The following is a 12,004-nucleotide window of genomic DNA, read 5'->3' on the forward strand; positions in this document are numbered from 1 at the left end:
GTGATGGAGGATGAAAGAAAGAAAACAAAAGAACAAACCGAATGAAAATCCTGAACATCATGATTTAACCGATCCGATTCCGCTGGAAGAGCTGAAGGAAAACGCCAATGACGAAAAACACAAACATGACCAAAGGGACAATTCACAAAGTGAAAGAGATTATGATACAAAATAACAGACTTGTACGAAAGCCGCCGCTGGAGGCGGCTTTTTTTACGATGGCTGGATAAATATGCTGAGCTCAGCTTCCGCCACAGGCTTCCCGGCAACGGACGCTTTCGCCCGGCCGAACACAAAACCGCGTCTGATTCTCGTGACCTCAAAAAAAAGATCCAGACGGTCTCCCGGCAAAGCGGCACCTAACCTTTCCGCTTTCTTCACCGCGGATAAGAGACCGAGGCCGTCACCGCCGGTAATTCCCGCGCAAGCCGCCGTTTGGGCCATTGCTTCAACGACGAGCGAAAATGGCATCTCTCTTTGGGATTCAGTTATAAACCAGTCATTTTCACTGATGTTTTTGTAAGCAGCCGCCCATTTTCCGGCTTCACTGTTCGTCGTGCCGTCAATCAAAAGAAACGGAAAACGATGGGGCAATAGCTTCTGATTCATCACGCAACCTCCCTTCCCTCTCATTATAACGCAAGAAAAAACCCGCGTCCCCCGACGCGGGTTCATTTTTATTGATTGAGCTTTTTGAGCACGATGCCGTGCAGCGGTTCATGCGGCTGAATACCGCAAATGTCTTGAAGAACGCCGCTCGTGCCTTTTTCCGCGATAAGCTTTTGCAGCTCAACCGCTTCCGGATCATCCTGATAGTCAAAGCGCAGGGCGGCGGCGATGCCTTCTGCCAGCGCGTTCGGTTCTTTTATTTTTTTGGCCGGCCCTACTAATCTGTCATTCGCTCCGAGTTTTCTGAGCGGTGATCTGGCAACCCTCGTCACATCATCCGTGATGTATTCATTTTCAAAGCGGCCGATGATTTTCTTCATGTACTGCTCGTGTTCGGCTTGCTTAAAGCCGTACGCTTTCACTAAGTACTCGCCCGTTTCTGAAAGTGCATCGTACACGACACGCCGGATTTCCGGATGGCCGATGGCCTCTTTGACGGTTTTTAATCCGCGCTGATAGCCGACGTACGCCGTAACGGCATGACCGGTATTGACGGTAAACAGCTTTCTCTCGATGAAAGGTGTAAGATCATCCGTAAACAACGCGCCTTCCAGTACCGGCTGGCCGCCGGCAAAGCCGGTTCTGTCTATGACCCATTCAAAAAACGGTTCTACAGATACTTTCAGCGGATCTTCATGGTGCTGAATCGGCACGATCCGATCCACCGCAGAATCCGGGAAGCCGACCGTCCGGTTCACGAGTTCCCGCTCCGCTTCCGTCAAATGTCCGAAAACTGCTTTTTTCAGAAAACTGCTGCCGCCGATCATATTTTCACAGGCAATGATATTGAGAGGCTCAGAGGACGTTCTGCGCTTCAGCCCTTCCGCGATGGACGGGGCGATGAGTCTGAGAACGTTCGGGCCCACCGCCGTCGTAATGATCGCCGCTTCATTGATCAGCCTGTACAGCTCTTGTTCTTGCACCGCGCTGTTGATGGCTGAAACGGGGCCGATGATTTCTGTCTGCCGGCCGCCGTCGGCAAGCTCCACGGTATATTCCTTCTTTTCATTGAGAAGGCTGACCATCGTTTCATTCACATCAGCGAAAACTACCTCATAGCCGGAATGATGGAGCAGGGCGCCGATAAAGCCCCGCCCGATGTTTCCCGCTCCGAAATGAAGGGCAATCATGTCAGTTCACCTCGCTGAAAATAGCGGCCAGTTCTTCTTCCGTCTTTGCACTGATCAGCCGTTCGATGTTTTCTTCCTCTGAGCAGATGATGGCGATGTTTGACAGGATGTCTAAGTGTTCATTGTTTTTTCCGGCGATACCGAAAACGACCTTTGCCGTATTGCCATCACCGTATTCCACACCGTCCGGAATCTGGATGACGGAAATGCCTGAATGAAGCACCTCATCCTTCGCATCTTCCGTGCCGTGCGGGATCGCGATGAAATTCCCCATAAACGTGGATGATGTTTCTTCACGTTCGAACATTTTTTCCACATAGCCGTTCTTCACGTAGCCGTTATCAATCAATGTCTGTCCCGCGAGGCGGATGGCATCCTCTTTTGAGTTCACCGTCTGGTTCAGTTTGATGTTCGCTTTAGCCAATACTTCCATGATGAAGATCCCTCTTTCTGTTGATTAGTTTTTAAGCTTTTCAATCAGTTCATCGTATTTCGGGCTGTTCAAGAAATTATCAACCGAAATGTGCACCGCCTGCGGCAGCTTCGCTTTCGCGCGGTCAGTCAGGTCCTTATGCGTAATGACGATATCCGCGTCATTCGGAAGATTATTGATCGACGTATTTGTCACATCAATATCCAGGTCTGCTTTTTTCACTTTGTTTCTTAAAATGGAGGCGCCCATTGCGCTCGATCCCATACCCGCGTCACACGCGAAGATAATGCGGCTGACTTGGTCGGCGGAAATATCAGCGACGCTGTTTTCCGGCTCTTCCTCTTTGTCCGCCAACGCGGCCGCAGCTTCGCTTTTCCTGCCTTTCATTTCCTGCATTTTTTCCGCCGCGGCTGTCAAATCTTCTTCGCCCGCTTTAGACGATTTCAGAATAAGCGCCGAGACGATAAACGATACGGCCGCGGCAACGATGACGCCCGCCAGCACGCCGAGATAGCTTCCTTTCGGCGTCAGCGCCAAAATGGCGATGATGCTTCCCGGAGATGATGCGGCGACAAGACCCGCGTTAAAGATCGAGAATGTAAGCAGTCCGCTCGCTCCCCCGGCGATCGCCGCGAGGATCAGCATCGGTTTCATTAAAATGTAAGGGAAATAGATTTCATGAATCCCCCCGAAGAAATGAATGATCGCCGCTCCCGGAGCCGTCGATCTTGAAGAGCCTTTCCCAAAGAACATATATGCCAGTAAAATACCGAGTCCCGGCCCGGGGTTCGCTTCCACTAAGAACAGAATGGATTTACCCGCTTTGGCGGCCTGCTCGATTCCGATCGGACTTAAAATGCCGTGGTTGATCGCGTTATTCAGGAACAGAACTTTCGCCGGTTCTACGAAAACGCTTGCAATCGGCAGCAAATTCGCGTGGACAATGACTTCCACACCTGCCGCCAGCAATTTGTTAAGAGACAGGACGACCGGGCCGATCGCATAAAATGCGATAATCGTCAGCACAGCTCCGATAATTCCCGCCGTGAAGTTGTTGATCAGCATTTCAAAACCCTGTCTGACTTTATCTTTAAACACACGGTCTAATTGTTTAATGAGATAACCGCCCAAAGGCCCCATAATCATTGCCCCTAAGAACATCGGAATGTCCGCTCCGACAATGACTCCGATGGCGGCCGTCGCTCCGACGACTCCCCCGCGGTGATCGTAAATCATTTTTCCGCCCGTATATGCGATTAAAAGCGGCAGTAGATACGTAATCATCGGGCTTACCAATGTATTCAGCTGCGGATTCGGAAACCATCCCGCAGGAATAAACAGCGCGGTGATAATTCCCCATGCGATAAATGCGCCGATATTCGGCATGATCATACCGCTTAAATAACTGCCGAACCGCTGTATCTTCACTTTCATGCCAGCTTGCTGTTCTTGCTGCATGTTCATTCCCTCCCTGTTTGCTTGCCTTCAGATGAAAATAAATAAGACACGGGGTTTCTCTCTCCCCTGTGTCTTCATCATAAAACGCTTACAATCCCCATTCAATGAAAAGTAAAGAGGAGTTTGGCACAGAGACTGTGACAACTCCTTAACAAAAAAAAGACACCTCATCAAAGGTGTCTTACCGCTTTCTGTATATAATGTGTCCTTTTGTGACGACGAGTTTGGCAATGAGCCGCTCACTGACAATAAACACCGGATACGCACATACGAGCGCGAAAATGGCGGCCGGCACATACCGCGCTGCCGGAAACATCGGCATGACGGCGGTTCTGGCCATCTGCACAAGATAAATCAAAAGCACCGTGATCGCAATGGCCGCAGCCATAATCGGAGCTGATACTTTATATTCACGCAATTTCACATGGCAATGCCCGCACTGAAACTGGCACGGGATCATGGATGATCTGACCATGTCGCCTGTAATCGGCTTGCCGCAGTTCGGGCAGGTCGTTTCTTTCATGTTTATTCCTCCATTCAACTCTTCTATTATAACAGAGTCTGACTACGTCTTTTACATTTGTGATTGTTCAACATTTTTTCACATATTTTATCATCAGGCTCTTGTGTGCATTTGTGAAAACATCTACTCTTAGAGGGAGGTTCATCACTCATTCACATCATAAAAAGGAGGATGCAGAATTGCTTCCGATTCACAGACAGCAAACCTTGCTTGAATGGCTGAAAGAAGAGGGCGCGCTGAAAATCTCTGACATAAGCGAGAGATTCGGCGTCTCCGAGATGACCGTGTACAGAGACGTCAATCAGCTGGCGGATGCAAACCGGATTATCCGGACACCCGGCGGCATTACGCTCCCTCCCGTTTCAGAACGAAGCGCCAATCAATGCGGCTATTGCCTGCGGCCGATTCAGCATTCGTATTCTGTTCAGCTTATTACCGTTTCACAAGCCGTTGAGCAGATGTGCTGCATTCATTGCGCGATTTTGCGGTATGAGGATAAAAAGGAAGAAGTGTCCCACGTCATTTGTAAAGATTTTCTTCTCCAAACGACGCTGACGGCCGCTTCCGCATACTTTTTAGTCCATGCCGATATTGACCTTCACTGCTGCCGGCCTCAGGCGATTCCCTTCTCAACGCTTGATTACGCAGAACGGTTTCAAAAAGGATTCGGCGGGATCATTTGCACCTTTGACGAGGCGGCGGACATCATCTTACACGACAGGCAGAAGGGATGCACCTGCAGCAAGACATAACAACAACCAACCGGAAGGCGGTGTCATCATCCATGAGACAGAACAAACGCTGGCTCATCTTTTTGCTGTTCCTTGTTTTGATTCCGAAAACAAGCTTCGCCCACGCCTACATCACAAACTTAAATCCGGGTGAGAACAGTGAATTAAAACAAGCGCCGAAGCAGATTGAAATTGAGTTTAATGAACAGATTGAAGAAGGCTTCCACTCCATTAAGGTCTATAATTCATCCGGCGAACGGGTCGACGCGGGCAAAACAGTGATTCAAAAAAATGATGCCCGCATCATGACCGCGGCATTGAAAAAAAATCTGCCGCATGATATTTACAGAGCGGAATGGAACGCGGTATCGGCCGACGGACATCCGGTATCCGGCGTCATCCCTTTCAGTATCGGAAAAGCCGGCGGAGAACTTCAGGAGCAGACATCATCGCAAGCGGCGCTTCATCCCGAAGCGGCCATCGACCGCGGTATTTTGTACACCGCTCTCTCCCTGTTTATCGGCACGGCTTTTTTCCATCTGTTTTGGTACAGAAATAATAAAGATTCATCAAAAGCAAAACGAACTGTAAAGCTGCTCGTGATTTCTTTATGTGTAACGGGGCTCGCGCTTATCTGCCAGCTCCCGATCCAGACGAAAGAAAACGCGGGCGGCGCTTGGAGCGCCGCGTTCCAGCCGGACTATGTAAAAGAAACGCTTCTGAAAACGGCAGGCGGGTACGTCTGGATGATCCAGATCAGCTTATTTATCCTGCTCGCCCTGTCCATGATCCCGCTGTTGAAGAAGAAAGCATTCCGGTCATTTGCGTACTGGACGGCGCCGCTGTTGTTCTTCTTCGCTTCGCTTTTGGCAAAAGCATTCGCCGGGCACGCGGCGGTCATTGACGAAAAAGCGGTCGGCATCGCGATGGACTTTCTCCATTTATCGGCCGCGTCTGTATGGATGGGCGGTATCGCCGCGCTTGTGCTGCTTCTTTCATCAGAGTGGAGAAAACCCGATAAAACCATCGCTTGGGAAACGGTCAGACGGTTTTCTCCTTGGGCGTTCGCCTCTGTCGGTGTGCTGTTATTTTCAGGTGTGCTGAACGGATTTTTCATTATCCGCACGTTTGATTCACTCTTTCACACCGCTTACGGTAAGACGCTCCTTTTGAAAATCGGACTGTTTGTTATCATGCTTGCGCTCGGCGCCGTTCACGTATGGATGACGAAGTTCAGCAGAAAAAGGAGCATCAGCGCAACGATAAAGGCCGAATGGGCACTAGGCATCGCGGTATTATTTACAACCGCCGTCTTCACAAGCCTGCCCAGCCCGCCGCCGCCTGCGCCATTGCCTTTTAACGGCTCAGAAACGATCGGAAACGGGGAAACCCTGTCCTTGCACATTACGCCGAACCAGCCGGGTAAAAATGAATTTCAAGTCATTGTCACCGATCACAACGGCAGCTTGGTAAAAGACATTCAGCAATTTACGGTCACTGTTTACCAGACGGGCTTCAGCGGCAAACAGCATGAAAGCACCTTTGATTTGAAGAAGACGAAGGAAGGCACATTCGAAGCCGCCAACCTGTCCATCACCGAAAAGGGAAACTGGAAGATCAAAGTCCACGGGCTGACAAACGATTTTAATGAAATCAACCAAATATTCTCAACGACAAACTAAGGAGTGTATCTCATGTTGAAAAAAAAGGCTTTATTATTCATATCCGCCGTGACCCTGTCACTCGTCGGTTTTACGGCGACAGCAAGCGCCCACGTCTCAGTCAAACCGGCGGAATCCGCGGCCGGTTCTTGGGAAACGTACACGATGAAAGTGCCTGTGGAAAAGAATGAGCCGACAACGAAAGTCGTGCTGAAAATGCCCGCCGGCGTTGAATTTCAGCAGTATCAGCCGATTCCGGGCTGGAAAACATCCGTATCCAAACATGATGACAAAGCGGTCTCCGTCACTTGGGAAGCAAAAGACGGCGGCATTCAGCCCGGCCAATTCCAGCAGTTCACGTTCGTTGCGAAAAATCCTGAAAAGAGCGGAGATGCCGCTTGGGACGCTTACCAATATTACAAAGACGGCAGCATTGTAGAATGGACGGGTGATGAGAAAGCCGACACGCCTCACTCGATTACGAAAATCACGAAATCGGCCAGCGTGACGGATGCGCACGGAGCTGAACAGTCAAACGAAGAAAGCAAATCCGGCGTATCAGCGCTTGATATTGCAGCCATCGTTCTGTCAGCTGCGGCGATTATCCTTTCCATCGCGGCGCTTGTAAAGAAAAAACGCGCGTAAGCAAAAAGCGATCCGGCTCTAAAGAGCCTGCGATCGCTTTTTTTCTTATCCGCGGCCTGCCTGGAATGACGGATATTTGGTCATTCCCCCGTCAGCAAACAGCGTAATGCCGGTTACGTAGCTTGATTCCTTTGAAGCAAGCCAGACGGCGACAGCCGCGATTTCTTCCGGCTCACCGATATATCCCATCGGAATCATGCTTTCCACATCTTTTTTCTGAACGGGATCCGCAAATTTTTCCGCGTTGATCGGCGTATTGATGGCTCCCGGCCCGATGTTGTTGACACGGATGCGCTTCGGCGCGTACTCAAGCGCCAGCGTTTCCGTCATCAATTTGATGCCGCCTTTACTCGCCGCGTAGTGAACAAACAGAGGCCATGGAATCATTTCATGTACGCTTGACATGTTAATGACGTTTCCTTGAATATCATTCTCTACGTAATATTTAATGGCTTCGCGGCTTCCTAAGAAAGCGCCGGTCAGATTGGTATTGATGACTTTGTTCCAGTCTTTGAGCGGCATTTCATGCGACTGAACCGGATTTTCCATACCGGCGTTATTGATCATGACATCCAATGTGCCGAATTCCTTCACCGCGGTCTGCACGATGTTTTTGACATCTTCTTCTTTTGTGACGTCGCCTTGAATGATGACCGCTTCGCCTCCCGCTTTTTGAATCTCTTCTTTAACGGTTTGGGCGTCTTTTTCATTACTATAGTAGTTAACCACGACTTTCGCCTGCTCCTGTCCGAAGCGGATCGCCATCGCTTTTCCTAATCCTGATGAAGCTCCCGTAATGGCAACGACTTTTCCTTTTAAATCCGTGTACATGTTCAAACCTCCTGCATTTGTTATGAATTTGATTTCGCAACGCCTAAGAATACCGCGGCCACAATGATCAGGATAATCCCGATAGCAATGGCGACCAGCTGACGTTTCGTTTTGCTCTCACGGAGAATGAAGATTCCGCCGAGCGTGCTGATGACAATCCCCATTTGAGAGAGGGAAAAACTTGTCGCAACTCCGACGCGCGGCTGTGAGATGAACAGAAACATATTCCCGAGCGCCCAGATGATTCCCGGCAGAATGTTCTTGAGGGCGTACTTATTAAACGGTTTATGCTTGTACGTCAGGAGCAGTCCGCCGATGACCATCCCGATCGCCTGCGGCAGGAGCGCTGACCATCCGGATACGCCGAACAGCCGGGCCACAACGACATAGACCAAATAACCGAGCGTGGAGATCAGCAGGATGACAATGCCTTTTTTTAAGTTTCCCGGTTCTCCGTCCGCCCGCCCCTTTTTATCTTCTAAAGATGTGAGCACAATCCCGATGATGATAAAAATAAGGGCGAGAATACCCAGCGTAATCGCGATCGGGGTTGACCATTCTTTGAATACGATCACACCGAACAAAGAAGTCGAGACGAGCTGCATTCCCGTTGATATCGGCATCGTTTTTGAAACGCCCATCAGCTGTATGCTTTTAAGCTGATTGCTTTGGCCGAGCGACCAAAACAGCCCCGAGATGATGCCGACAATAAAAATGCGCCCGGACAGCACCGGGTGGACAAACAGATACAGCACAAACGAAACGATGAGCGCCCCGATTGTCGTTCCCAGCGTCTGGCTGTAAGGCCCGCCGCCTAATTTGACGTTAAATAACACGATGCTCCCCCAAAATAAAGCCGGGAGAAGAGCCAATAATATATCCATGATGGCGACCTTCTTTCAATCGTATTTGCTGTTATTTTGTCTGGAATCGAACCGATTATTCCCGCAAGATCAAAAAAGCCTGCCGGCGATATTCACCGGCAGACTGCTCAATAAAAACAGCCCCGCTTAGAAGCGGGGCTTTCTTTTCGGCTCATTAAAGTCCGATAGACATGTATTTGGTTTCCAGGTACGGCTCAATGCCTTCCGTACCGCCTTCACGGCCGATGCCGCTTTCTTTCATTCCTCCGAACGGCGCTTGAACCGCGGACGGACCGCCGTCATTCCAGCCGATGATGCCGTATTCAAGCTGTTCAGAAATATAGATGCCGCGGCGGTAGTTTTCTGTGAAGAAATAAGCCGCAAGCCCGAACGGCGTATCGTTCGCAAGCTTGATCGCTTCATCAATATCTGAGAACGTAACGATCGGCGCAACCGGGCCGAATGTTTCTTCATGCATGATGTTCATGGATGTATCTACATTTGACAGCACGGTCGGTGTCACGAAATAGCATCCTTTTTCATCGTTTTGGTCATACGTTCCGCCCGTCAGCACTTTTGCGCCTTTTTCCACGGCGTCATTAATTTGGCCGACGATTTTATCGAAGCCTTTTTTGTTGATGACAGGGCCGACGTTTACGCCTTTTTCAAGACCGTTTCCGACTTTGAGTTTCGCAGCTTCTTCACTCAGTTTTTTCGCAAACTCGTCTTTTACGGATTCGTGTACGATCAGCCGGTTCGCACAGACGCAGGTTTGGCCGGCATTTCTGAATTTAGAGGCCATTGTTTGGGCTACCGCCAGATCAAGATCAGCGTCTTCATCCACGATCAGCGGCGCATGTCCGCCAAGCTCCATTGACATATGTTTTACGGTGTCGGCGCTGTTTTTCATCAGGATTTTGCCGACAGGCGTTGAGCCGGTAAAGGTAATTTTGCGGATTTTCGGGCTGCTGGTGAAGACGTTTCCGATTTCGGCTCCGTCACCGATCACCACTTGCAGCACGTCCTTCGGAATTCCCGCTTCATATGCGAGACGCGCAAGGGCGTAAGCGGAAAGCGGCGTATCCTCCGCCGGTTTGATGATGAACGTACAGCCTGCCGCCAAAGCGGGCGCGGCTTTTCTTGTAATCATCGCATTCGGGAAATTCCACGGCGTGATCGCGGCTACCGGGCCGACCGCCTGACGGGTGACGACAATCCGTTTGCCCGTTGTCGGCGCAGGTACTGTTCTGCCGTAAATCCGTTTTGCTTCTTCGGCGAACCATTCAATATAACCGGCGCCGTATAAAACTTCTCCGACCGCTTCTTCGTACGGTTTGCCGTTTTCTTTCGTAATTAATTCCGCAAGTTCTTCTTTATTTTCAACAATCAGCTCATACCATTTTCTCAAAAGTGAGGCACGTTCTCCCGCTGATGTTTTGGACCATGATTGAAACGCTTGATGTGAACGTTCAATCGCTTTTTCAACATCTTCGGCCGTCTGCTGGGGGATGCTTTCGATCGCCTCTCCCGTTGCCGGGTTGTACACTGTTAATTGTTCTGGCATATTGAACATTCCTTTCTCTGCTATAGTAAAGCCATTGAATGCTAGTTGATGTATCTCACACTTTCATGATAGCAGACACATCCGCCGGCATTCCAATAATTGAACTCACAGAGCTGCTTCGATAATGGAAAGGCCTTCTTTGAGCTGATCATCCGTCACGACAAGCGGCGTCAGGAATCTGATAATGTTGCCGTTAATGCCGGCCGTCAGCAGCAGCAGTCCGTTCTCGTTCGCCGTTTTAGCGATCGCCGCGGCTTTTGCTTTATCCGGTTCCCGCGTGTCCGGATCTTTGACAATTTCGATGGCCGCCATCGCGCCGAGTCTGCGCACTTCTCCGATGCAGGCATGCTCTTTTTTCCACTCGAGCGCTTGATGCTCGATGATCCGGCCGATCTCCTCGGAACGCTGATTCAGCCCTTCTTCTTCAATAATATCCAAGACCGCAAGCGCAGCCGCACAGCCGAGCGGGCTTCCCGCATATGTGCCCCCGAGTTCCCCTGGCGCGGCGGCATCAAGCATTTCCGCCCGGCCGATGACGCCGCTCAGCGGCAATCCGGCCGCAAGTGATTTGGAAACGGTGATCAAATCAGGAACGGTCCCGAAATGTTCAATCGCAAAATACGTTCCCGTTCTGGCAAAACCGGTCTGAATCTCATCCGCTACAAAAACGATGCCGTGTTTTTGACAAAAAGCGGCGACGTGCTGGACGAAACGTTTTGACGGAATGATGAAGCCTCCTTCTCCCTGAACCGGCTCCATGACGACACAGGCGACGGTTTCCGGTGCAACTGCGGCGATAAAGAAATCCTCAAAAGCGCTGATGATAAAGTCGTCATACTGCTCGTCGCTCATGCCGGCCGGCTTTTGATAATAGTAAGGAAACGGCGCCTGATACACCTCTGAGGCAAACGGGCCGAAACCGAATTTATAAGGCTTCACCTTGCTCGTCATGCTCATCGTCATGTTCGTGCGGCCGTGGAACCCTCTTGTAAATGACACAACAGCCTGGCGCTTCGTATATTTTCTGGCGATTTTCACGGCGTTTTCCACCGCTTCCGCCCCCGAATTGAGAAAAATCGCTTTTTTCGCATGATCCCCCGGCGCAATGGCGCAAAGTTTTTCAGCCAGCTCAATATAAGACGGATACATCATGACGTTAAATCCCGGGTGAATCAGATCCTCCGCCTGTTTCTTCACGGCCTCCACCACTTTCGGATGGGAATGGCCGACATTCAGCGTTCCGATCGCTCCGGCAAAATCAATGAATCGACTGCCGTCCAAATCGTACAAAAGCGCCCCTTCCCCTTTTACCGCCATGCTGCGGTTTCCGTTGCCGACCCCCTTGGAAACGAATTGGTCCCGTTTTTGCTGCCACTGGGCAATTGTCACTTCCGATGATGCTGTTCGACTCATAGATTCCATCCCCCTGCATTGTTTTCTTATCATTCTGACTTCTTTTTGGTATGATGAAAAGTACCAAAATCAATTTATCCATG

At 50.2% G+C, this 12,004-nt stretch carries 13 protein-coding genes; 4 read left to right on the forward strand and 9 right to left on the reverse strand.

The window, feature by feature from the left end; all coding sequences use genetic code 11:
- The first annotated feature begins 10 nt into the window (after positions 1–10).
- Positions 11–175, forward strand: coding sequence for a hypothetical protein (locus BGM27_RS17915; protein ID WP_003156294.1), 165 nt, complete (start codon positions 11–13; stop codon positions 173–175).
- A 38-nt stretch (positions 176–213) separates the two neighbouring features.
- Here the strand turns inward: BGM27_RS17915 and BGM27_RS17920 are convergent, their stop codons facing one another.
- The 5 genes from BGM27_RS17920 to BGM27_RS17940 all read right to left on the reverse strand — a co-directional run bounded on the left by BGM27_RS17920 (position 214) and on the right by BGM27_RS17940 (position 4,213).
- Positions 214–609 carry a 3-hydroxyacyl-ACP dehydratase FabZ family protein gene (locus tag BGM27_RS17920; RefSeq protein ID WP_003156298.1) on the reverse strand — a complete coding sequence of 132 codons (396 nt, stop codon included), beginning with the start codon at positions 607–609 and terminating at the stop codon, positions 214–216.
- Positions 610–677: 68 nt separating this feature from the next.
- Entirely contained in the window at positions 678–1,799 is a 1,122-nt protein-coding gene (locus BGM27_RS17925; protein ID WP_007410292.1) for a mannitol-1-phosphate 5-dehydrogenase, read from the reverse strand.
- Between the two features lies 1 nt (position 1,800).
- On the reverse strand, positions 1,801–2,232 hold the full coding sequence (locus BGM27_RS17930) for a PTS mannitol transporter subunit IIA (protein ID WP_007410291.1): 432 nt from the start codon (positions 2,230–2,232) through the stop codon (positions 1,801–1,803).
- Positions 2,233–2,256: 24 nt separating this feature from the next.
- Complete coding sequence (locus BGM27_RS17935; RefSeq protein WP_109127525.1) at positions 2,257–3,696, reverse strand: PTS mannitol transporter subunit IIBC; 1,440 nt, start codon at positions 3,694–3,696, stop codon at positions 2,257–2,259.
- Between the two features lie 175 nt (positions 3,697–3,871).
- Entirely contained in the window at positions 3,872–4,213 is a 342-nt protein-coding gene (locus tag BGM27_RS17940; protein ID WP_003156306.1) for a hypothetical protein, read from the reverse strand.
- A 179-nt stretch (positions 4,214–4,392) separates the two neighbouring features.
- Between BGM27_RS17940 and BGM27_RS17945 the strand changes: the two genes are divergently transcribed.
- The 3 genes from BGM27_RS17945 to BGM27_RS17955 are packed head-to-tail and all read left to right on the forward strand — an operon-like array spanning position 4,393 to position 7,250.
- The gene (locus BGM27_RS17945) at positions 4,393–4,965 is read left to right on the forward strand and encodes a DeoR family transcriptional regulator (protein ID WP_007410289.1); all 573 of its coding nucleotides are present in this window, start codon (positions 4,393–4,395) and stop codon (positions 4,963–4,965) included.
- A 32-nt stretch (positions 4,966–4,997) separates the two neighbouring features.
- Positions 4,998–6,626 (forward strand): copper resistance CopC/CopD family protein, encoded by a 1,629-nt coding sequence (locus BGM27_RS17950; RefSeq protein WP_007410288.1) that lies wholly within the window; start codon positions 4,998–5,000, stop codon positions 6,624–6,626.
- A 12-nt stretch (positions 6,627–6,638) separates the two neighbouring features.
- On the forward strand, positions 6,639–7,250 hold the full coding sequence (locus BGM27_RS17955) for a YcnI family copper-binding membrane protein (RefSeq protein WP_007410287.1): 612 nt from the start codon (positions 6,639–6,641) through the stop codon (positions 7,248–7,250).
- Between the two features lie 45 nt (positions 7,251–7,295).
- Here BGM27_RS17955 and gdh read toward each other — a convergent pair whose 3' ends face one another.
- The 4 genes from gdh to gabT all read right to left on the reverse strand — a co-directional run bounded on the left by gdh (position 7,296) and on the right by gabT (position 11,921).
- The gene (gene gdh, locus BGM27_RS17960) at positions 7,296–8,081 is read right to left on the reverse strand and encodes a glucose 1-dehydrogenase (RefSeq protein ID WP_007410286.1); all 786 of its coding nucleotides are present in this window, start codon (positions 8,079–8,081) and stop codon (positions 7,296–7,298) included.
- A gap of 20 nt (positions 8,082–8,101) precedes the next feature.
- Positions 8,102–8,965, reverse strand: a complete 864-nt coding sequence (locus BGM27_RS17965; protein ID WP_003156317.1) for a RhaT/GlcU family sugar-proton symporter — start codon at positions 8,963–8,965, stop codon at positions 8,102–8,104.
- 154 nt (positions 8,966–9,119) lie between these two features.
- Positions 9,120–10,508, reverse strand: a complete 1,389-nt coding sequence (gene gabD, locus BGM27_RS17970) for a succinate-semialdehyde dehydrogenase (RefSeq protein ID WP_007410282.1) — start codon at positions 10,506–10,508, stop codon at positions 9,120–9,122.
- 105 nt (positions 10,509–10,613) lie between these two features.
- Positions 10,614–11,921: a 4-aminobutyrate--2-oxoglutarate transaminase gene (gene gabT, locus BGM27_RS17975; protein WP_007410281.1), complete on the reverse strand. Its 1,308-nt coding sequence runs from the start codon at positions 11,919–11,921 to the stop codon at positions 10,614–10,616.
- Positions 11,922–12,004 lie beyond the last annotated feature (83 nt).

The organism is Bacillus sp. FJAT-27001 (assembly GCF_019039175.1).
GTDB classification, from domain to species: Bacteria; Bacillota; Bacilli; order Bacillales; family Bacillaceae; genus Bacillus; species Bacillus velezensis.

What these genes read in the sequence shown, in the direction of transcription:
- BGM27_RS17920 (WP_003156298.1), bottom strand. Translation starts at nt 609, where the DNA reads ATGAATCAGAAGCTATTGCCCCATCGTTTTCCGTTTCTTTTGATTGAC.
- BGM27_RS17940 (WP_003156306.1), bottom strand. Translation starts at nt 4,213, where the DNA reads ATGAAAGAAACGACCTGCCCGAACTGCGGCAAGCCGATTACAGGCGAC.
- gabT (WP_007410281.1), bottom strand. Translation starts at nt 11,921, where the DNA reads ATGAGTCGAACAGCATCATCGGAAGTGACAATTGCCCAGTGGCAGCAA.
- BGM27_RS17935 (WP_109127525.1), bottom strand. Translation starts at nt 3,696, where the DNA reads ATGAACATGCAGCAAGAACAGCAAGCTGGCATGAAAGTGAAGATACAG.
- BGM27_RS17915 (WP_003156294.1), top strand. Translation starts at nt 11, where the DNA reads ATGAAAGAAAGAAAACAAAAGAACAAACCGAATGAAAATCCTGAACAT.
- BGM27_RS17965 (WP_003156317.1), bottom strand. Translation starts at nt 8,965, where the DNA reads ATGGATATATTATTGGCTCTTCTCCCGGCTTTATTTTGGGGGAGCATC.
- gdh (WP_007410286.1), bottom strand. Translation starts at nt 8,081, where the DNA reads ATGTACACGGATTTAAAAGGAAAAGTCGTTGCCATTACGGGAGCTTCA.
- gabD (WP_007410282.1), bottom strand. Translation starts at nt 10,508, where the DNA reads ATGCCAGAACAATTAACAGTGTACAACCCGGCAACGGGAGAGGCGATC.
- BGM27_RS17955 (WP_007410287.1), top strand. Translation starts at nt 6,639, where the DNA reads ATGTTGAAAAAAAAGGCTTTATTATTCATATCCGCCGTGACCCTGTCA.
- BGM27_RS17930 (WP_007410291.1), bottom strand. Translation starts at nt 2,232, where the DNA reads ATGGAAGTATTGGCTAAAGCGAACATCAAACTGAACCAGACGGTGAAC.
- BGM27_RS17925 (WP_007410292.1), bottom strand. Translation starts at nt 1,799, where the DNA reads ATGATTGCCCTTCATTTCGGAGCGGGAAACATCGGGCGGGGCTTTATC.
- BGM27_RS17950 (WP_007410288.1), top strand. Translation starts at nt 4,998, where the DNA reads ATGAGACAGAACAAACGCTGGCTCATCTTTTTGCTGTTCCTTGTTTTG.